Here is a 20,159-nt window from a genome sequence, read left to right as displayed (position 1 = left end):
ATGACGATGAACCAAGCCGCGCTCCCCATTTCGATGAACACCGTGCCACGTACCGGCGACTCCAGTATTGGCGGTCTGCTGCTCGAGTCGGGCAAGATCACGCCCGAGAACGCCGAGCGCGTGCTGCGCATGCAAAAGGAACTCGGCATCCGCTTCGGCGAAGCGGCCCTGCGCCTGGGGCTGATCACGGAAGCCGACATCCAGCAAGTGCTGGCGCGCCAGTTCGATTATCCCTACCTGCAAAAAGGCGAGGGCAAGTATTCGCACCTGCTGGTGGCGGCCTACGATCCGTTCACGCCGCAAGTGGAAAAGCTGCGCGCGATTCGCAGCCAGCTCATGCTGCGCTGGTTTGCCCGCGGGCACAAGGCGCTGGTGGTGCTGGGCGGCGCGTCCGGCGACGGCGCCAGCCTGTTTGCCGCCAACCTGGCCGTCGTGTTTTCGCAGCTGGGCGAACGCACCCTGCTGGTCGACGCCAACCTGCGCAATCCGCGCCAGCATGAAATTTTCGACGTCCAGACACGCCAGGGCCTGTCCGACGTGCTCGCCGGCCGTGCCCAGCTCGACGCCATCACCAAGGTCGAATCGTTCGTCGATCTGTCCGTGCTGGGATCCGGCACCTTGCCGCCGAATCCGCAGGAACTGCTGAGCCGCAGCTCGTTCGCCAACCTGAACACGGAACTCGAATCGCTGTTCGACATCGTCATCTATGACGTGGCCGCGTATGCGCTCGGTTCCGACGCCATGGCCATTGCGGCGCGCGCCGGTGGCGTGCTGATCGTAGCGCGCAAGAATCAATCCTTGTTGAGCGACATCAACGCCATGGCCGAGCAGATCGTGCAGAGCGGCGCCAAGGTGGTCGGTTCCGTGATGGTGGATTTCTAAATGAATACGCAAGCCAAGCGGTGGTCGGGCCTGAACTTGCAGCAATGCAAGGAATACTTGCCAGAATGGCTGCCGTTGGCCGTCGGCCTGCTGGCCATGTACATTCCGTCCTTTGCCGGCCTGTTTGGCGGCATCTGGGCTACGGAAGAGCAGGCACATGGCCCCATCATCCTGTTCCTGTCGCTGTGGCTGATCTGGCGCAATTGGCCGGACATGCTGGAAAGAACCCGTGGCAGCGAACCCAGCGCGCTGGGCTGGGGGGTGCTGGCCATCGCCCTGGTGCTGTACGTGCTAGGCCGTTCTCAGCATCTTTTGGCCTTTGAAATCGGCTCCTTCATCTGGATGCTGGCGGCCGTATTGTTGCTGAAGCGGGGCTTGCGTGCCTTGAAAGTGTTGTGGTTCCCGTTCTTCTTCATGCTGTTCATGGTGCCCTTGCCGGCCCAGATTGTCATCATGCTGACGATGCCGATGAAGATGGCCGTGTCGTACGTGGTCGAGCACCTGCTGTTTTTTGCCGGCTATCCGATCGCCCGTACGGGCGTGATCCTGCAGATCGGCCAGTACCAGCTGATGGTGGCGGACGCGTGCGCCGGCCTGCAGACTTTGCTCTCGCTCGAAGCGCTGGGTCTGTTTTACCTGAATGTCGTGCGCCACACGTCGGCGCTGCGCAATATCGCACTGGCTATCCTGATCATCCCGATCTCGTTCTCGGCCAACGTCGTGCGCGTCATCGTGCTGACCCTGATTACCTATTATTTCGGCGATGCCGCGGGGCAGGGTTTCCTGCACGGTTTCGCCGGTATGGTGCTGTTCATTACGGCGCTGATCCTGATCCTTTCTGCCGATAGCCTGTTGCAATGGATCGTTAAATTGCGTGAGCGTAGAGCGTCGGGGAGCCAGGCATGAAATCGATGATCAATTCCGTCAGGGTCAGTGTGCTGGCCGGCATCCTGATGGTGGCGTCGGCCGGGCTGGCCAAGCATTTGACGCCGAGCGTCAAGATCGCCGACAGCAAGAGCCAGTTCCAGCTCGCGGAAATTATTCCCGTGGCCTTTGGTGGCTGGACCATCGATACGAGCATCGTCCCGCTGCAAGTGGATCCAGAAACCCAGGCGCGCCTGGACAAGATATACAACCAGACCCTGTCGCGCACGTATATCGACCCGCAGGGAAACCGCGTGATGCTGTCGATCGCCTATGGCGGCGACCAGAGCAGCAATATGGCCGTGCACTTGCCGGAAGTCTGCTATGGCGCGCAAGGTTTCGAAGTGCAGAAATCGGGGCGCAGCGAGATCCGTACCGATTACGGCACGATACCGGTAAAACACCTGTATGCCACCAATGGCCCGCGCCAGGAACCGATCACCTACTGGATTACCGTGGGTGACAAGGCGCTCACGCCTGGTCTGGACCAGCGCATGCAGGAGCTGCGCTATGGTTTGAATGGCGCGATTCCCGATGCCATGCTTGTGCGCGTATCTAGCATAGACGGCAATATAGACGCCGCTTATGCGGTGCAGCAAGGGTTTGTGCGCGCCATGTTGTCGGGCATGAAGGCGCAGGACCGTGCGCGCATCATAGGCAACTTCCCTGGTTAAGCGGAGCGCACCGGTGCTGCCTGCCCGGCGCCCTGATATTTTGTCGATAGGAATTACCATTAACCCTACGTTGCAGCGCCATTGCGCCTCATCCTGTTCTGCGTCGCGCCATGTCTGCCAGCGCTGACGTCAAGACACGCGCGGTAAGTGCCGTCAAATGGGCGGCGCTTGGCACGGTGACGCGCTTCGTGCTGCAGATGGGGGTGCAGATCGTGTTGGCCCGCCTGCTGGGACCGGAAATCTATGGCCTGTTCGCCATGGGCTTGCTGGTCATGACCCTGAGCACCTTCCTGGCCGACTTCGGTTTTGCCTGGGGGCTCGTGCAAAATCAGGAACTGCATGACGACGATATCCGCTTTGCCTTCACGTGGCAATGCCTGTCCGGCGCGGCCGCCATGCTTGGCCTTTACTTGCTGGCGCCGTGGATCGCCGCCTATTTCAAGGAACCGCGCCTGGAGTCAATCGTCTGCTGGCTGAGCGTGACGTGCTTGCTGAGCGCGATGACGGCGCCGAGCAGCAATCTGCTGCGCCGCCAGCTTAATTTTCGCTGGCTCAATATTGCACAGATTCTCAGCTATGCGCTCGGCTATCTGTGCGTGGGCGTGCCGCTGGCACTGATGGGCGCCGGTGTATGGACCCTGGTCAGCGCCTGGCTGGTACAGGCGCTGAGCTTGCTGGTCCTGACCTATTGCCGCAATCCTCATACGCTGCGGCCATTGCTGTGGTACGCAGGGGCGCGCCGATCGACGAATACGGGCGGCACAGTCTTCATCACCAACCTGAGCAATTGGTTCTTGAACAACCTGGACCGTGTTTTTCTCGGGCGCATGCTCAGTGCGCATGCGGTGGGCGTCTATGCTGTCGGCTATAACCTGGCCAATACGCCCAATTCGCTGTTTCTCAGTGCGCTGCAGCCAGCCTTCCTGGCGGCCGGCGCGCGGCTGCAGGATGATCTTCCGGGCTTGCGGCAGGCTTATCTGTCCGTGATCGCCGCCACCTGGATCGTCATCGGCCCCGTGTTTGTCGTGCTTGCCTGCCTGGCCGGCGACCTGATCGCCACACTGTACGGCGATGCATGGCGCGAATCGAGCCGCGTGCTGACGGTGTTGGCGCTGGGGATGCCCGCCTACGTCACGTGGGGCATGTCGACACCCATTTTGTGGAACACGGGCGGCAAGCACCTGGAAGCGTTGCTGCAGATGCCGCTAATCGTGCTGACGGGTATTGCACTCTGGCAGTTTTCCAGCCTGAGTGTGGTGGTGGTGGCCGCTATCGCGTCCGCCACCTTGCTGGCGCGCGCGCTGGTGATCGGCGTGACGGCGTGCCAGCGCTTGCAGTTGGGCATCGTCGACTTGTGGCCCAGCGTCTGGCGTTCCGTCCTGCTGATGCTGCTGGCGGCGGCCGGCGCCCATGGCGGCTCGCTGCTGGGACATGTCATCGGGTACGGACCGTTGCCTGCCTTGTTGCTCGGCTCGCTAGGTGGCGGCGGCCTGTGTCTGCTGGCCGGCTTGCTGCATCCGCAGCTACTGGGCCGGCGCGTTGTCGACCTGCTTGGACGTTTCAGTCCGCCGGTGCCAGTACGGATCGGTGTTTATCTTCGTAGTAAATGTTCAGTATGATGAGATTGATATGATTGAATTTGTCCTCGGCCTGATGGTGTTGTTGGCAGCAATTTTTTTGGTGATGGGCGTTGCCTTTAGTGCACACTGGGGGCAAAAACGTGAGTTGGGATTGGTTCAATATATCGCTTATCCCATTTTTTTCACCTATGCATTATCCACATTGTTATCCGGACGAGACCTTTCCGGTCCGGATGACATGATGTCTTTAGCAGTCGCCAAGAGTTCTCTTCTTGTCTGGGCAGGCCGGTTTACCTCCATTTTTCTGATCTTTGCCTGTGGTGAGCGCATCGTACGGCGTCTGCTGAACACCAATCCCGTGAAGCCATTACCCGGCACCTTGCTTTTTGCATTTTGGGTATTTTTTATCACCAATACATTGAGCCCGGCGTTTTTTGGTCAGTATTTTTATATGTCTCATGAATTCCTGTATCCCTTGCTTGCTTGTCAAGCGGCATTGTTGGCGCAAACGAAGGCCGAAGTGGATGCGATGACGAAGGTGTTGCGAAATGCTTTATATGCATTTTTGATAGCGAGTGCTATGTGTCTTGTGTGGAAGCATAGTCTTGTCGTGACGACCAATTATCATGGACTGATTCCTGGCCTTAAGCTGCGTTATGCTGGATTGACGAGCCATGCGAACAGCTTGGGATCGCTATGTGTGCTTTTTATGTTGTGCCTATGGTATCAGCCACTGAAAAATCGTTGGTTGATTCGTTTTGGCTGGGTTATTGGTATCGTCAGTCTGGTCCTTACGCAGTCGAAGACTAGCTGGATCGCCTTTGGGTTGTCTGTAATGGTATTGGCCTGGTATAGCCGGCGAGATGAAATCAATGCGCGTATTCAGGACTTCCGGCGTCCACATCTTCCGGTTCTGTTGGTATTGATGTTTATGTTTTGCGGCACTGCAATGTGTGTCATTTTTATGTTCGGCGGCGCTGGTGACAAAATCGCGCGCTTTTTCACCAGCCGTGACGGGAGCGAACTGATGACCTTCATGGGGCGTGATCAGATATGGCAGGTGGCCATCGAAGAATGGCGAAAGTACCCGGTGTTTGGTTATGGTTTGAATATTTTTGATGAGGCATTTCGTAACAGTGTTGGAATGCCATTTGCGGCGCATGCCCATAGCCAGTTTTTTCAGAGCCTGTCGAGTGCTGGTAGCGTTGGCGCCGCCGGATTCGTGTTCTATGCCTGCGCGATCGCGTATTTTGTTGCGAAGACGGTTCGGGCAAGCCAGGGCTTGTCGCTGGCACTGTTCATCTTACTGGTTTGCAAGTCCATCAGCGAAGTGCCATTGTCAATGGCTGGCTTGGGACAGGATTTGCCAATTCACATGTTGCAATTAGCTGTTTTGGTGCGTTATTACGTCCCCGCTGGGCAGGCGCTGCGTGATCATGCCGTGCAGCGCAGCCGCACTGCAGAAGGGGAGTGGTCATAATGTTGTGCACGGTGATTATTCCTTTGTATAACAAGGAAAAATATATCGTCTCGGCGATCAATTCGGTGATAGCGCAAAGCCACCAGGATTTTGAAATCGTCGTCGTTGATGACGGCTCGCGCGATGGCGGCGCGGCACTCGTGGAAGCGATGGCCGATCCGCGTGTACGTCTGATCCGACAAGCCAATGGTGGCGTGTCGCGCGCGCGCAATGCCGGAATCGCCGCGGCGCGCGGTGAGCTTGTATGCTTTCTTGATGCCGATGACTGGTATGGCGTGGCGTTTCTGGAAGTAATGGTGAATATGTATAGGCAGTATCCCGAGGGCAGCTTCTTCTCCAGTTCGTTCTTGTGCATGGAAGAGGCTGTGGATGGGCAACTTGATACTGATGTTGATGCCAATTTTTTCGCGTTGGACAATTTCTATGAATATCAGGCTGCGCATGGCGTCTTTTATTGTACTAATTCGATAGCTGTACCGCGTTCCACTCTACAGGCCATGCCGCAGTGTTTCCCTGAGGACGATCATTTCGGAGAAGATCAGGATTTGTGGTTCAGGTTGGCAGATCGTTTGCAGTTCATTTTTTGCCCAGCCAAGTTGGTGGCATATCGAATGGACGTTGCCGGCAGCCTTTGTGCCGTGCATGATATGCGCACCATGCCCCAGGTATATTCGCGGCTGGAACAGCGGGCTTTGCGGTGGTCCGCCAGCGATCGTTCACGGCGGGCGGCATTGCGTATTGTGGCGTATGCATACGTGGGCGTTGCTCGATATGCCTTGCAGGATGGGCGTCGTGCCGACGCATTCACTGCCTTGCGCCTCGCCGCACGTTACGCAGTTAGCATGCGATGGCTGGCGACGTTGCTTATGTGTGCAATAGGTAACGGGGCGTTGCTTAAGCGTTGGGAATTGTGGCGCGAACAGCGCATGCGCGACTAATCTATAGATTGTAGAAAAGCAAAACGGTATAATCAGCCTTGCACTGACGTATTCATAAAGCAATGCTAAATTTGCGGATGTGTAGGCTTCATGCGCGCCGACGGCCAGTGAAATGCAAAGCTGTGGAAAAATCGGATGCTACCCCCGACAAGATACCATCATTCTCATGAAGGCTACAAGTATGAAAGCCGCTAAACGAACTTTGCTTTGCAGCGTCGTCTGGGTGCTGTTCCCCTACACTCCTTATGCTTATGCCGACTGGGCACAGTCTACGGATGTCTTGGTTGTGCGGCCCAAGCCGGCGGGCATGGAGACGCAGCCGCAGAATCCTCCTAGCTTTACATGGGCTCGGCATCCCACCAATTTTGCATCTTATACTTTGGAAATTCGCCAAGGCGAGACCGTAGTGCGCTCTTACACGAGTACGCGTAATTGGTACCTACCCAGCAAATCATTGCCTAATGGAAATTACACGTGGCGCGTGCGACCTACTAGTAGCCCTACGGAGTGGTCCACTGACCGTGCTTTTGTCATTAGCGCGGCGTCGCTTCCATTTGAATTGGCCGAGAATGACGTGTTGCGTGCGACGATTTTGCGAAAACCCAGGCCACGCGCGTTGCAATTGAACATGCCACTGGCGAGCGAATGGTCGGCAGCCATCAAGACCGAGCGCAGCGCTCCCTTGTTGTCTCTGACGAACGAAGTGGTGCGTCAATCGACGGCGATTGCATATCCTCGCGATAGTGACTGGCCGCTTGTGTTGCCTAGCACCAAAATCGTCACAGCGGCATTTGCCGCTCAGATGACCTCTATCCGCACGTCGATTAATTTGAATACGCGTCAATTGACAGCTGCGAGCTTGTTGTACCGATTGACTGGCGAAGAGCGGTTCTTGACCGAGGCCTTGAAGCGCGGCGACGCCCTCGCTGCGCTTAATCCTGCAGGCCCGACTAGTTACCTTGAACAGAATCAGGGGAGTCGCGCCACTTCGCTGGCGCTGATACGTGCCGTCGATAGTCTGGGCAGCGCGCTCGATGCCACGCGTCGTGCCGCCTGGCTCAACGTCGTCAAATTACGTGTTAAGGATTTTTATAATGATATGTCCGCAAATAACGGTCGTATTGAGAATTATCCGTATGAGTCGAATGCACATACAAATTTGTTCTTCCTGGCCTTGATTTCTGCCTTGTCCGTTGGTGATATTCCCGAAGCGAATACCTGGTTCGATTTTTCTGTGCGCTACATGGCTAGCTCGCTGATGGTCTGGAGCGGTCCGGAAGGGGGCTATTCAGAAGGTACTGCATATGCGGAATACACTGCTGATTACGCTTTGCAAACCTGGCCAAGTCTGGAGCAGGCGACGGGTATCAATCTGTTCGCCAAGCCATGGTCCGCCGGCCTGGCCCGCTTCTTCATGCATTTCGTGCCACCTGGCACGAAAACGCATTTGTTTGGTGATGGCCAGGAAAATGAGCCGGTATATCGCTTTGAGAAAGCATTCGTTTCACGTTTTGCCACCCCGCAGGCAGCCTGGTATGTGCGCAATATGCCAGGTACGGAAGATGCGTTGAGTCTCCTGTTAGCGCCATATCCTTTGCCAGTAAATACTGTCACGGCCACACCGGCACCGCCAGCGAATGCAGCCCTGTATCCGAGCATCGGTTGGGTTGCCATGCATAGCGATCTCAAAAATTTACAGCGTACCTCTGTCTACTTTAAGGCAAGTCCCTACGGCGCTATTTCTCATGGGCATGGTAACCAAAATGGCTTTGTATTGACGAGCGCCGGGGTTCCCTTAATTAGCGAAACGGGGTGGTACGACTGGTTTGGCTCACCAATGCACACGAGCTGGTACCGGCAAACCAAATCTGCGAATGCGCTGACTTATGATGGTGGTGTTGGGCAAGTCGTTGACGGATATCGCGAGCCGTTTCAAAGCACCGGTTACATCAAGGCGTTTTCGACAACACCGCTGGTCGATTATGTGCAGGGTGATTCCACTTTGGCCTATGGTGGTGCGCTCGGGTCCGCAGTACGCCAGGTGTGGTATTTGCGTCAGAGTGATGCCGTGGTTGTGCGAGACAAGGCAAGTTCCGCGACAAAACGTCTCTTCGAGTGGAATTTTCACGCTCTGGCCCCGATTCTGGTGGATACGGCAGGCAAGGTTTCTATCGTAAAAAGCGGACGTTCTGTTTGCGTAACTCCCATTGTTGCAAATGGCTTACGCTTTGAACGTCGCACCGGCCCGCCACCGCAAACGGGTGTCATCGAGGATCATGGGGTGTTTTTGTCGTCAGCGACCTCGAATAACGCGGAATTCCTGATGTTACTGGATGTCGGCTGTAAAAAACCGCTAGTCTCTGTGGCGCCTGCTGCTGGAGGGCGTAACGTTACCGTTGGCACACAGACTATTTTTATTGCCGATTGAGATAGGCATCTTGCTACATATTCATCCAGCCCGCATGCTGCAACAGCAAGCGGGCTTTTTTTCAATATTGCTTATTGGGAGAATCCAAAGCCAGGTTTCTCATGGTATGGGGATGCGCAATGGTGCCATTGACGATATTTGAGACACGGCATAAGCTGGTCGATAAGGCTATTTTTATATCATAATTGCAACAAAAAGCCTGTATGCATGATACTATTTGCATAATTTTAATTTGCAGGATTTTTAATGCGCAAGAAAGTGACGAGTGTCCTGCCTGTAGTTGATCGGTTGAGGGTTCTGCAACTGGTACCTGAGCCGCTACCAACGTTTCGCGTTGATGTCGCGGCATTGTTTGGTAAATATCTTCCACGCATTGGCATTGAGTGTGATCTGGTGGGGAAGCCAGGCGGGGTGGCAGCGGCAGCGGTAACTGGCTTTTCCCGTGTGCGTATGGCAAATCCTGGTGGTGGCAGGTTGCGCCGGGAATGGTCGTTTCTTTGTACCTGTCTAAATGCACTGCTGACAGCTGATAGGCGCTCTTGCGATATTATCCAGGTACGTGACATGGTGTCCATCGGCATTTTGGGAATGGTTATTGCTCGTTGCAAACGCATTCCATACGCCTATTGGGTATCATTCCTGATGTGTGAAGCGCGTATTGCTCGGGCGCGTGCGCAACTGGCTGCAAACGGCGGCTTACGTAATCGTCTGGTTTTGCTCAAGGGATTGGTGGAAGAGCGCATTTTGTACCGCGTATTGTTGCCACGTGCACAGCATGTCTTTGTGCAAAGCGAAGCGATGTTGCAATTAATGCTAGATAAGGGGATTCCACGAGAGCGCCTTACTGCCGTGCCTATGGGGGTTGATACCCAGGAGCTTGCCGCATTCCCGGTGCGTGGTCAACGTCCATTGGACTGGAGCAGCGGCCCTTTGATTGCCTATCTGGGCACTCTTGATGCTAGCCGGCAGATCGAGAGGATGATTGATGCGCTGACGATAATACGTAAAAGCTTTCCTGATGCCCGGTTGTTGTTGATTGGTAGCGCGGCACTGCCGGTAGATACCAGAAAACTGCGGGCGCGCGCGGAGGAGGTGGGACTGGCGGACGCGGTACGCATTACAGGCTGGCTGCCTTCCTCCCAGGCCTGGACTTTGTTGGCTGGCGCCGATGCCGCTGTTTCATACTTTCCAAGAAGCTTGATTCACGATGTGTGTTCACCAACCAAGCTGCTGGAGTATCTTGCGCTTGGTATTCCCGTCGTCGCCAACGACAATCCAGATCAGGTGCGGGTGTTGCGCGACAGCGGTGCTGGCTGGCTGGTAGACAGTTCGACCGAAGCGATGGCGGAAGGTCTGCTGCAGATCCTGCGCGATCTTCCATCGGCCCGCGCACGAGCCGGTCTTGGTCCTGCGTATATTGAAGCGCAGCGTAGCTATGGCGTCATTGCCGAAGGGGTAGGGCAATCTTACCGCCGCATGTTTCCGGGCTGACCGTCCGCCAGCGTCATGTACAGATTTAGCAAGGCATTGCGTACCTGCAGTGCATGGTGATTTTCAGCGACATGCGTGCGGGCGGCTTGAACCAGTCGCTGATGCAGAGCAGCGTCCTCCCACGCTCGCAGCAGTTGGGTCGCAAATGCCGCAGCGTCGTGCGCAGGTGCCAGCAAGCCATGTACTTCATGTTTTATCAAATCGGGGACGCCTCCCACGCTGGTGCTTACGACTGCGGCGCCACAAGCCATGGCTTCGAGTAGCACCATCGGCTGTGCCTCTGTGTGTGATGCCAGGGCCACTACGCGGGCGCGCCGCAGCCAGGCATTTTTTTCATCGGGACCTATCCATCCTGGAAAGCTCACCTGCTCGCTTACTCCAAGCGTGACGGCTTGCGCCTGCAGTTGCGCCAATGCGGGGCCGTTGCCGGCCATGATCAGGCGGGCGTCAGGATTTTTCGCAAACAGGGTGGAAAATGCCTGCAGTAGTTCTGCCACGCCTTTTGCCGGTAGCAAGGCGCCCAGATAGAGCAGCAAGGGAGCGCGCTGAGCCGCCTGTGTTTCCGTATTGGTGCTTTCAAACAGATGGGCGGGTATGGGGTTGGGCCAGAAGCGTAGTGGGACCAAGGGCGCGATCTGGCGTAGCCACGTTGCGGCCGGGGTGGAAAGGCATAGCAACTGATCGCTGTGCCGAATAGTGGCGAGGGCGCAATAACGCTTCCAGGCAGGCAGTGCTTCGATGAAGCGAATAAAGCCACCGCTATGCAGGTGGAATATGATTTTTCGCCGCCACAGTACCGCTAGCCAGATAAACATGGCTTTGCGCCAGAAGCTGGCGTCGGAAGCGACATGCACGTGGAGAACCTCACCCTTGCCGCGTATTAGCAAGCTTGCATAGCTACATAGCGCCTTGGTAGCCGTGATGAGTTTGTATAACTTACTGCCGCCGCTGAAGCTTGGCAACAAGCGTACTTGTCCATTGCTAAACAGGCCAGACTCCGCATACACCTGTATGACGCTCGCCATGCCTCCCTGGGCTTCAGGGGCGGGGCCTACCATAACGCAGAGAGGATTTTTGCTCATGATGTTCCCTTGCACTGAGGTTGTGCTAACAAAAACGAACGTAATTTATGGCAAGTCGGCATAAGGCGCGTCAACAATATTGTCATGGAAAAGATGGATATGACCATGTAAAAAAAGGGGGGGCATGTGCCTGTGCAGACCTTGTAAATTTCTTGGTCTGTACAGGGTGCGGCATGAAGTTGCATTGGAGGTAAGATGTTATATGTGTAATTTTATTGTAAATAGAGACACTCTATGCGCTGCATCAATTGTATTTTATTCTATAATAAGGTCTTCTTTTGCAATATTTTCGTCATGCTCCTGGTTTGCGCGGGACATGTCTTAACTGCTTGAAAGCCGAATATGAACATTATTGCAGTGATTGGCCTGGGCTACGTAGGCCTGCCCTTGGTCGTGGAGTTTGGCAAGTTGGGACGTACCATCGGCTTTGATATTTCCGTCGAGAAGGTTCAGTCCTGCCAGCGCGGCACGGATCCTTCGCGCGAATTGAGTGACCAGCAAATGGCCGCGGCCGTGCACGCCGAGTATTCGTCCGAGCCGCAGATACTGGCCGAGGCCGATATTATCATCGTGGCCGTGCCGACCCCCGTTGACCAGGCGCACAATCCTGACTTCTCTCCCTTGATCGGCGCCAGCCGCACGGTGGGCCAGTATCTGAAAAAAGGCGCCACCGTCGTCTATGAATCGACCGTGTATCCGGGCGCGACCGAAGAGGTGTGCATCCCCGTGCTGGAAGAAGTCTCCGGCTTGAAGTGGAAGCAGGACTTTTTTGTCGGCTATTCCCCCGAGCGTATCAATCCGGGCGACCGCAAGCATATGTTGACGAATGTCATCAAGGTCGTCTCGGGCGACACGCCGCAGACGCTCGAACGCGTTGCCTCCATGTACGAAACCATCGTCGAGCCGGGCGTGCACCGCTGCTCCAGCATCAAGGCGGCGGAAGCGTGCAAGGTGATCGAAAACACCCAGCGCGACCTGAATATCGCGCTGATGAACGAGCTGGCGATCATTTTCGACAAGATCGGCATCGATACGTCGGAAGTGCTGAAGGCGGCCGGCACCAAGTGGAATTTCCTGAAGTTTTCGCCGGGTCTGGTGGGCGGGCACTGCATCGGGGTCGATCCATACTACCTGACGCACAAGGCGGAAATGCTGGGCTATCACCCGCAGGTGATTCTGGCCGGGCGCCGCATCAACGATGGCATGGGCAAGTACATCGCCGAGCAGACCATCAAGAACATGATCGCTTCGGGCAGCTATATCAAGGGCGCCCGCGTCAACGTGCTGGGGCTGACGTTCAAGGAAAACTGCGCCGACCTGCGCAACTCGAAGGTGGGCGACGTGATCCGCGAACTGAAGACCTACGGTGTGGAAGTGTTCGTGCACGATCCATATGCGGAACAGGAAGAGGCGATGCATGAATATGGCGTGCGCCTGTTCAGCTGGGAAGAACTGCCGCGTGCCGACGCCATCGTGGCGGCCGTATCGCACCAGCAATTGCTCGACCTGCCGGTGGAAGAGTTGCAGCGCAAGCTGATCAAGAGCGGCTGTTTCATCGACGTCAAGGCGTGTTTCGACCAGCAGGCGCTGGAAGAGGTCGGCATCAAGGTCTGGCGCCTGTGAGGGCGGCGCCGCGCACCGGCGCGGCATCTTTTTTTATTGTTGCAAGGGTAATTCATGCGTATCTGGTTTGAACTGACCAACTCGCCGCACATCAATATGTTTGCGGCCATGATCCGCGAACTGGAACGCGAACACGAGGTCTTGATCACGTGCCGGCCACTGGCCAACACGGTCGAGCTGCTCGACTTGCATGGCTTCAAGTACACGGTGGTGGGCAAGCATTACGGCGGCCAGCTGTCGGCCAAGCTGTTCGGCTTTCCCGTGCGCGTCTACCAGCTGTGCCGCTTTTTGAGCGGCAAGAAAATCGACGTGGCGATCTCGCAGAGCTCTTTCCATTCGCCGGTGGCGGCACGCCTGATGGGCATCCGCTCCATCTACATGAACGATAACGAGCATGCGGCAGGCAATATCCCCGCGTTCCTGTTTGCCAACCGCATCATGGTGCCGGAGTTTCTCGGCATGGAAAAACTCAAGAAACAGTGGGCCAATCCACGCAAGGTCCTGCATTATCCGGGCGTCAAGGAAGGGATTTACCTGTGGGAGCTGGACCAGCGCCTCGGCGCCAAGGGAGTACAGCAGCGGGCAGGGCGCGCGCGGCCCGTGGTGTATATCCGTCCGGAACCATGGACGGCCCAGTATTACAAGGGCAGCCGCAACTTCCTTGATGAATTGCTGTTGGGCATGAAAGACAGGGTCGATATCGTGTTATTGCCGCGAGGAAAAGAGCAGGGCGTGCATTACCAGGATCCCAAGTTTGCCGGCGTGCGCGTGGTCACCACTGCCCTCGACATCGCCGATATCGCGCCCGATTGCGACCTGTTCATCGGTGCCGGCGGCACCATGACGCGCGAGATGGCCGTGCTGGGCATTCCCACCATCTCCGTTTACCAGGATGCCTTGCTCGACGTCGACCGCCACCTGCTGGAGGTAGGTGCCTTCGAACACCGGCCCGACCTGACGGCTGCGCAGGCGCTGGCCTACCTGGACAGCGCCACACAGCAACCACCGAATCGCAGCTTGCTGGAAAAGGGCCGCGCCGCGTATGACCTGGTCAAGCGGCAGCTCGTCAACGGCTCAATTTGATTAACAACATCCGGGATGATGGCGGCACAGGCCGTCAGCGTCCCGGCAGCGCTAAAGGACAGGACAATATGATACGCCTCGCAGTAGTAGGCTTGGGCAAGATGGGCTTGTCCCATCACTCGATGATCAATGCACATCCCGGTGTCACGCTGGCGGCCGTCTGCGACGCCACCGGCTACATGCTCGACATCCTGGGTAAATATACGGGCGTCAAAACCTATACGGACTTCGACGTCATGCTCAATGAGCTGGAACTCGATGCCGTGATCATCGCGACGCCATCGAGCATGCACGGCAAGATGGTGCTGGCCGCGCTGAACAAGAATATTCACGTGTTTTGCGAAAAGCCGTTCTGCCTCGACACCGAGGAAGGTGAGCAGGCGACCCGTCTGGCTGCGGAAAAAGGCCTGGTCAATCAGGTCGGTTACCACTACCGCTTCGTTGGCGCCTTCCAGGAGGTCAAGCGCCTGCTGGACCTGGGCGTGATCGGCGAAGTGACGCATATGCTGGCCGAGGCCTATGGCCCGGTGGTGCTGAAGCCGAAAGGCTCCACCTGGCGTACCCAGCGTTCGGAAGGCGGCGGTTGCCTGTATGACTACGCGGCCCATCCGCTGAACCTGCTGAACTGGTACTTTGGCGCGCCGCGCGGCGTGGGCGGCTCCGTGCTGAACAAGATTTTCTCGGCTGACACGGACGATGAAGTGTTTTCCACCCTGTATTACCCCGATGGCAAAAGCGCCCAACTGTCCGTCAACTGGAGCGACGAGTCCTACCGCAAGATGTCGACGAAGATCAGCGTGTGGGGCAAGAACGGCCGTATCGCCGCCGACCGCCAGGAAGTCCAGGTCTACCTGCGCGACGCCAGCGGCGCGCCGGAAGGCTATGGCGAGGGCTGGACCGTGCGCAACACCACGGAATTGACGGAACCGGTCGACTTTTACCTGCGCGGCGAGGAATATTCGGCCCAGCTCGATTACTTCGTCCGTTGCATCGTCGACAAGCGCGCGGACGACAATGTCAACTCGTTCGCCTCCGCGCTGGCGACCGACCGCGTCATTTCGATGCTGATCGCCGATGCGGAAAAAGGTCCTGGCGTGCTGTCCGGCGATGCCTTGCCGGAACTGCCGAAAAAGAAAAAAGGTTTCTTTTTCGGCCGCTGATTTGCCGCGCAGCAGGATTTCGCTACGAAATATGAATGGAGCAGGAAATGGATCAACTCGATCGTTTGTTATTTGGTGATAATCAGTTCTTCGGCGTGAACCATATGTCGGAGGAAAAAGCGCGGGCCCAGGCCATGCGTTTCCAGGATATCAAGGCCGTTATCAAGGTGCTCGATAATGCCTACGATGAAGGGGTGAAATCCTTCATGTGCACGACCCATGACCGTATCGCACAGGTGTGCGATCACATGCGCGCCGACCCGGTGCGCTACAAGGACTTCAAATTCATGCCTTGCATGCCGTATGCCCACAAATACGCGAATGCCGTCACGGAAGACGGCATCATGGGCGCGCTCAGGCGTTTTACGCCCGACGAAGGCTTCCTGAATGCCGCCTTGCGTGGCGGCAAGGCCTTGGCGACCAAGGATATCGAAGGCATCATCACGCTGCTGGTGGATGCGGAAATGAAAATGTTCGCCGGCCTGAATACGCCCGTGATCTTCCTGCAGAACGTGGTGGTCGACCTGTTGCTGGGCCTGGGTTTCAAGGATGCCTTCTCGATCTTCGCCAATCACGTGCGCAAGCGCTACAACGCCGAGCCCGGTTTCATCACGATGAACCTGCCGATGCTGCTCGACGTGCTCGAAGAGCAGGGCATCGACAACCCCATCGTCTGTTCGAACATCAACAAGGTGGGCTTCCGCATGTCCGGCGGCTTCGACGCCTACCAGAGCGCTTTGCGCGACCGCAAGTTCCGCGCGATCGCCATGTCCGTCTTCGCCTCTGGCGCCATCGCTCCCGAAGAAGCGATCGAATGGGTGTGCCAGCAGCCGAACATCGAAGCCATCGTCTTTGGCGCCTCCAGCCGCGGCAATATCCGCAACACGCGCGAACTGGTAGACCGCTACTGGCCGGCGGCGCAGGAGCAGGCATCATGAAGACGATCTACCTGGTGGCCGGCGCGCGGCCCAATTTCATGAAGATCGCGCCCATCGTGCGCGCGCTGCAAGGCCATGCGCGACTGGCGTTCAAGATCATCCATACGGGGCAACACTACGACCGCGAGATGAATGACGTATTTTTTGAAGAGCTGGGCATCCCTGAGCCAGACGTCTTCATGGCGGCAGGCGGCGGCACGCACGCGGAACAGACGGGCAAGATCATGCTGGCCTTCGAGCAGCTGTGCCAGGCCGAGCGGCCTGCCGCCGTGCTGGTGGTGGGCGACGTCAATTCCACGCTGGCCTGCTCGATCGCGGCGAAAAAGCTCGGCATTCCCGTGGCGCACGTGGAGGCGGGCCTGCGCAGCGGCGACATGGGCATGCCGGAAGAGATCAACCGTCTCGTGACGGACAGTATCTCGGACTGGTTCTTCGTCACGGAGCCGAGTGCCGTCGAGCATTTGCGGCGTGAAGGCAAGCCGGAGTCAGCCGTGCACTACGTGGGCCATGTGATGGTTGACAACGTCTTGTACCAGGCCGAGAAACTCGGCCGCGAGTCGCCGCAGCAATTCGAAACGTCGCCCTTCAAGGCGGCGCACAGCGGTGCCGGTGCGCGCTACGGCGTGGTGACCCTGCACCGTCCGAGCAATGTCGACAGCGCCGAAGACATGCGCAAGGTGGCGGGCGCGCTGGTCCAGATCGCCGCCGACCTGCCCCTGATCTTTCCCGTGCATCCGCGCACGCGCGCCAACCTCGACAAGTTCGGCATCGACCTGGGGCCGAACATCACGCTGGTGGGGCCGCAGGGCTACATGGCCTTCCTCAACCTGTGGAAGGATGCGGCGCTGGTGCTGACCGACAGCGGCGGCCTGCAGGAAGAAACCACGGCGCTGGGCGTACCCTGCATCACTATCCGCGAGAATACGGAGCGTCCCGTCACCGTCGACGAGGGCAGCAATGTCCTGGCCGGCACGGATCCGCTGCGCATCGTGGCAGAGGCGCGCAAGGTGCTGTGCGGCGAAGGCAAGCAGGGCCGCCGTCCGCATCTTTGGGATGGCCAGGCCGCGCAGCGCATCGTGGCGCAGCTGGACCAGGAATTGGCGTAGGCACTAGCAGGCAAGGGGCAGGCTGAAAGAGGATTGGACTGGTGCACAGGGCGGACAAGGATAGCGCCGCCCATGCGCCGGCAAGACGGCCGACGGCTGGCGAGCGGCCCGCCGGACGCTGCATCCAACCCCAACCATGATGGAAAGCGATCGACGATGAAAGCAATGATACTGGCGGCAGGCAAGGGCACCCGCGTGCGCCCCCTGACCTATGATTTACCGAAACCGATGATACCCATCCTGGGCAAGCCGGTGATGGCTTACCTGGTCGAGCATCTGTCCCGCTACGGCATTACCGAAATCATGGTCAATGTCAGTTATCTGCATGAAAAAATCGAGGAGTATTTCGGCGAGGGGCACCAGTTCGGCGTGCAGATCGGCTATTCCTTCGAAGGCTATACGAATGACGCGGGCGAAGTCGTGCCCGAGCCGCTGGGATCGGCCGGCGGCATGAAGAAGATCCAGGAATTCGGGCACTTCTTTGACGAGACGACCATCGTGCTGTGCGGCGATGCCTTGATCGACCTCGACATCAAGTCGGCCCTGTTCGAACACCGCCGCAAGGGCGCGCTGGCGTCCGTCATTACGCTGGAAGTGCCGTGGGACAAGGTGTCGAGCTATGGCGTGGTGGTCAGCGACGATGACGGCCGTATCCGCGCCTTCCAGGAAAAACCGGCGCAGGCCGAGGCACTGTCCAATTGCGTCAGCACGGGCATCTATATTTTCGAGCCGGAAGTGCTGGACCTGATCCCGAATGACCGGCCATTCGATATCGGCTCGGAACTGTTTCCCCTGCTGGTCGAGAAGGGCTTGCCTTTTTATGCGCAAAAGCGCAACTACAACTGGATCGATATCGGCAGCGTCAAGGATTACTGGGAAGTGCTGCAAAGCGTGCTGATGGGGGAAGTGGCCCAGCTGGACGTGCCCGGCATCCAGATCGATGACGGCCTGTGGGTCGGCTTGAATACCAGTATCGACTGGAGCGGCGGCACGCGCATCGAAGGCCCCGTCTACATCGGTTCCGGCAGCCGCATCGAGGCGGGCGCGACGATCATCGGGCCGACCTGGATCGGCCATGGCAGCCATGTGTGCGCGGGCGCCGAAGTGGTGCGCAGCGTGCTGTTCGAGTACACGCGCGTGCTGCCCGGCGTGGTGCTCGATGAAATGATCGTCTTCAAGGATTACAGCGTCGACCGCTCCGGCGAGATGCGGCACGCTTCGCAGTATGATCCCGACGCCTGGGCGAATGCGCGCGACCGGCGCAATCGCCGGCGCGCCGATGTCCCCATGGAATTGCGCGTAGTCAAATAACCAGGAGCCCCGACATGAACATCTATCCAGTGATCTTGTCGGGAGGCTCCGGTAGCCGCTTGTGGCCGCTGTCGCGCCAGGCGCTGCCCAAACAATTGTTGCCGCTGATTTCGGACCAGACGCTGCTGCAGGAAACCGTGCTGCGCGTGCGCGATCTGGATGACGTTGCGCTGACGGTCATGCCGCCGCTGCTGGTCTGCGGCAATGAGCACCGCTTCATGGTGGCCGAACAGCTGCGCCAGATCGGCGTGGCGCCGCTGGCCATCGTCCTCGAACCGCTGGGTCGCAACACGGCACCGGCCGTGGCCGCCGCCGCGCAGTTTCTGCTGGCGCACGATGCCGATGCCCTGATGCTGGTCTTGCCTGCCGATCACCTGATCGGCGACGTGGCGGCGTTTCACCAGGCCATTGCGCTGGCGGCCCCGCTGGCTGCCACGGCAGCGCTGGCCACCTTCGGCATCTTGCCCACGGCCGCCGAAACGGGCTACGGCTACATTCTTGCCGGCGCGCCCTTGCCTGGGTCGGCGCAAGGGCGGCAAGTCGAGCGCTTCGTGGAAAAGCCTGACCTGGCCACGGCCCGCGCCTTGCTTGCCGACGGGCGCTACCTGTGGAACAGCGGCATGTTCCTGTTCCGCGCGGCGGCCTATCTCGGCGAATTGCGGGAGCTCGAGCCTGCCATGCTGACGGCGTGCGAACTGGCCGTCGCGCATGGCAGCCGCGACCTCGACTTTTTTCGCCTGGAGCCGGCCGCCTTTGCGCGCTGCCGTACCGTCTCGATCGACCATGCGGTGATGGAGCATACGCAGCATGCCGCCGTCGTGCCGGCCGCCATCGGCTGGAGCGATATCGGTTCCTGGTCTGCCCTGTGGGAAGTATTGCCCGGCGATGAGCAGGGCAATGTCGTGCGCGGCGATGCCTATCTCGACGGCGCGCATAATTGCCTGGTGCGGGCCGGCAGCCGCATGCTGGCCGTACTGGGAGTGGCCGACCTGGTGATCGTGGAAACCGACGACGCCGTGCTGGTGGCGCATCGCGACCAGACGCAGCGGGTGCGGCAGGTGGTCGAGCACCTGGAGCGGCATGCGCGCACCGAGCATATCCAGCACCGTCTCGTGTACCGTCCCTGGGGCAGTTACGAATGCATCGATACGGGCGAGCGCTTCCAGGTCAAGCGCATCGTCGTCAATCCGGGCGGGCAGTTGTCGCTGCAGATGCACCATCACCGCGCCGAGCACTGGGTGGTCGTGCGCGGCACGGCCCGCGTCACCTGCGGCGAGAGCGTCAAATTGCTGACGGAAAACGAATCCACCTACATTCCCATCGGCATGACGCACCGCCTGGAAAACCCCGGCAAGCTGCCCCTGCACCTAATTGAAGTACAGACGGGCAGCTATCTGGGGGAGGACGATATCGTGCGCTACGCCGATGCCTACCAGCGTGCCTGAGCGCTACTTCGCGG

Annotated in this window: 16 protein-coding genes; 15 read left to right on the top strand and 1 reads right to left on the bottom strand. The window is 58.1% G+C overall.

The genetic code is table 11. The annotated features are described in order from the left end of the window. Window positions 1-6 precede the first annotated feature (6 nt). The 8 genes from epsG (at window position 7) to ACQ4W4_RS24785 (ending at window position 10,397) form a co-directional block, all read left to right on the top strand. Window positions 7-882: a chain length determinant protein tyrosine kinase EpsG gene (epsG, locus tag ACQ4W4_RS24820; protein ID WP_436544213.1), complete on the top strand. Its 876-nt coding sequence runs from the start codon at window positions 7-9 to the stop codon at window positions 880-882. Continuing rightward, window positions 883-1,788, top strand: coding sequence for an exosortase B (xrtB, locus tag ACQ4W4_RS24815; protein WP_436544212.1), 906 nt, complete (start codon window positions 883-885; stop codon window positions 1,786-1,788). Beyond that, complete coding sequence (gene epsI, locus ACQ4W4_RS24810) at window positions 1,785-2,480, top strand: exosortase-associated protein EpsI, B-type (protein ID WP_436544211.1); 696 nt, start codon at window positions 1,785-1,787, stop codon at window positions 2,478-2,480. Before xrtB ends, epsI begins: the two co-directional genes overlap by 4 nt. A 110-nt stretch (window positions 2,481-2,590) precedes the next feature. Next, entirely contained in the window at window positions 2,591-4,099 is a 1,509-nt protein-coding gene (locus tag ACQ4W4_RS24805) for a lipopolysaccharide biosynthesis protein (protein ID WP_436544210.1), read from the top strand. Window positions 4,100-4,109: 10 nt separating this feature from the next. Next, entirely contained in the window at window positions 4,110-5,540 is a 1,431-nt protein-coding gene (locus tag ACQ4W4_RS24800) for an O-antigen ligase family protein (RefSeq protein ID WP_436544209.1), read from the top strand. Next, window positions 5,540-6,478, top strand: coding sequence for a glycosyltransferase family 2 protein (locus tag ACQ4W4_RS24795; RefSeq protein WP_436544208.1), 939 nt, complete (start codon window positions 5,540-5,542; stop codon window positions 6,476-6,478). The genes ACQ4W4_RS24800 and ACQ4W4_RS24795 overlap by 1 nt, the downstream gene beginning before the upstream one ends. Before the next feature lie 181 nt (window positions 6,479-6,659). Then, window positions 6,660-8,906 (top strand): DUF4962 domain-containing protein, encoded by a 2,247-nt coding sequence (locus ACQ4W4_RS24790; protein ID WP_436544207.1) that lies wholly within the window; start codon window positions 6,660-6,662, stop codon window positions 8,904-8,906. A gap of 246 nt (window positions 8,907-9,152) precedes the next feature. After that, window positions 9,153-10,397 (top strand): glycosyltransferase, encoded by a 1,245-nt coding sequence (locus ACQ4W4_RS24785; protein WP_436544206.1) that lies wholly within the window; start codon window positions 9,153-9,155, stop codon window positions 10,395-10,397. On the opposite strand, the gene ACQ4W4_RS24780 is transcribed toward ACQ4W4_RS24785, so the two are convergent. Then, complete coding sequence (locus ACQ4W4_RS24780) at window positions 10,373-11,479, bottom strand: glycosyltransferase (RefSeq protein WP_436544205.1); 1,107 nt, start codon at window positions 11,477-11,479, stop codon at window positions 10,373-10,375. The genes ACQ4W4_RS24785 and ACQ4W4_RS24780 overlap by 25 nt on opposite strands. 342 nt (window positions 11,480-11,821) lie before the next feature. Between ACQ4W4_RS24780 and ACQ4W4_RS24775 the strand changes: the two genes are divergently transcribed. From ACQ4W4_RS24775 to ACQ4W4_RS24745, 7 genes are all read left to right on the top strand, one after another. Next, the gene (locus ACQ4W4_RS24775) at window positions 11,822-13,102 is read left to right on the top strand and encodes a nucleotide sugar dehydrogenase (protein WP_436544204.1); all 1,281 of its coding nucleotides are present in this window, start codon (window positions 11,822-11,824) and stop codon (window positions 13,100-13,102) included. Between the two features lie 54 nt (window positions 13,103-13,156). After that, window positions 13,157-14,185, top strand: coding sequence for a DUF354 domain-containing protein (locus tag ACQ4W4_RS24770; protein WP_436544203.1), 1,029 nt, complete (start codon window positions 13,157-13,159; stop codon window positions 14,183-14,185). A gap of 68 nt (window positions 14,186-14,253) precedes the next feature. Next, complete coding sequence (locus tag ACQ4W4_RS24765; RefSeq protein WP_436544202.1) at window positions 14,254-15,345, top strand: Gfo/Idh/MocA family protein; 1,092 nt, start codon at window positions 14,254-14,256, stop codon at window positions 15,343-15,345. Between the two features lie 47 nt (window positions 15,346-15,392). Next, window positions 15,393-16,283 carry a hypothetical protein gene (locus tag ACQ4W4_RS24760; protein WP_436544201.1) on the top strand — a complete coding sequence of 297 codons (891 nt, stop codon included), beginning with the start codon at window positions 15,393-15,395 and terminating at the stop codon, window positions 16,281-16,283. Next, window positions 16,280-17,389 carry a non-hydrolyzing UDP-N-acetylglucosamine 2-epimerase gene (gene wecB / locus ACQ4W4_RS24755; RefSeq protein ID WP_436544200.1) on the top strand — a complete coding sequence of 370 codons (1,110 nt, stop codon included), beginning with the start codon at window positions 16,280-16,282 and terminating at the stop codon, window positions 17,387-17,389. Before ACQ4W4_RS24760 ends, wecB begins: the two co-directional genes overlap by 4 nt. A 156-nt stretch (window positions 17,390-17,545) precedes the next feature. Next, on the top strand, window positions 17,546-18,700 hold the full coding sequence (locus ACQ4W4_RS24750) for a nucleotidyltransferase family protein (RefSeq protein ID WP_436544199.1): 1,155 nt from the start codon (window positions 17,546-17,548) through the stop codon (window positions 18,698-18,700). Between the two features lie 14 nt (window positions 18,701-18,714). Then, window positions 18,715-20,145 (top strand): mannose-1-phosphate guanylyltransferase/mannose-6-phosphate isomerase, encoded by a 1,431-nt coding sequence (locus ACQ4W4_RS24745; RefSeq protein ID WP_436544198.1) that lies wholly within the window; start codon window positions 18,715-18,717, stop codon window positions 20,143-20,145. Window positions 20,146-20,159 lie beyond the last annotated feature (14 nt).

Source organism: Janthinobacterium glycogeni (genome assembly GCF_051380725.1).
In the GTDB taxonomy this organism is placed as follows: domain Bacteria; phylum Pseudomonadota; class Gammaproteobacteria; order Burkholderiales; family Burkholderiaceae_D; genus Janthinobacterium.
The sequence above is the reverse complement of the archived record's forward strand: the minus strand, read 5'-3'. Positions and strand labels throughout refer to the sequence as shown.

Bases quoted from the DNA above. Each gene is read 5' to 3' on its own strand.
- wecB (WP_436544200.1), top strand. From the start codon at position 16,280: ATGAAGACGATCTACCTGGTGGCCGGCGCGCGGCCCAATTTCATGAAG.
- epsG (WP_436544213.1), top strand. From the start codon at position 7: ATGAACCAAGCCGCGCTCCCCATTTCGATGAACACCGTGCCACGTACC.
- ACQ4W4_RS24795 (WP_436544208.1), top strand. From the start codon at position 5,540: ATGTTGTGCACGGTGATTATTCCTTTGTATAACAAGGAAAAATATATC.
- epsI (WP_436544211.1), top strand. From the start codon at position 1,785: ATGAAATCGATGATCAATTCCGTCAGGGTCAGTGTGCTGGCCGGCATC.
- ACQ4W4_RS24750 (WP_436544199.1), top strand. From the start codon at position 17,546: ATGAAAGCAATGATACTGGCGGCAGGCAAGGGCACCCGCGTGCGCCCC.
- ACQ4W4_RS24760 (WP_436544201.1), top strand. From the start codon at position 15,393: ATGGATCAACTCGATCGTTTGTTATTTGGTGATAATCAGTTCTTCGGC.
- ACQ4W4_RS24775 (WP_436544204.1), top strand. From the start codon at position 11,822: ATGAACATTATTGCAGTGATTGGCCTGGGCTACGTAGGCCTGCCCTTG.
- xrtB (WP_436544212.1), top strand. From the start codon at position 883: ATGAATACGCAAGCCAAGCGGTGGTCGGGCCTGAACTTGCAGCAATGC.
- ACQ4W4_RS24770 (WP_436544203.1), top strand. From the start codon at position 13,157: ATGCGTATCTGGTTTGAACTGACCAACTCGCCGCACATCAATATGTTT.
- ACQ4W4_RS24785 (WP_436544206.1), top strand. From the start codon at position 9,153: ATGCGCAAGAAAGTGACGAGTGTCCTGCCTGTAGTTGATCGGTTGAGG.
- ACQ4W4_RS24780 (WP_436544205.1), bottom strand. From the start codon at position 11,479: ATGAGCAAAAATCCTCTCTGCGTTATGGTAGGCCCCGCCCCTGAAGCC.
- ACQ4W4_RS24790 (WP_436544207.1), top strand. From the start codon at position 6,660: ATGAAAGCCGCTAAACGAACTTTGCTTTGCAGCGTCGTCTGGGTGCTG.
- ACQ4W4_RS24800 (WP_436544209.1), top strand. From the start codon at position 4,110: ATGATTGAATTTGTCCTCGGCCTGATGGTGTTGTTGGCAGCAATTTTT.
- ACQ4W4_RS24805 (WP_436544210.1), top strand. From the start codon at position 2,591: ATGTCTGCCAGCGCTGACGTCAAGACACGCGCGGTAAGTGCCGTCAAA.
- ACQ4W4_RS24765 (WP_436544202.1), top strand. From the start codon at position 14,254: ATGATACGCCTCGCAGTAGTAGGCTTGGGCAAGATGGGCTTGTCCCAT.
- ACQ4W4_RS24745 (WP_436544198.1), top strand. From the start codon at position 18,715: ATGAACATCTATCCAGTGATCTTGTCGGGAGGCTCCGGTAGCCGCTTG.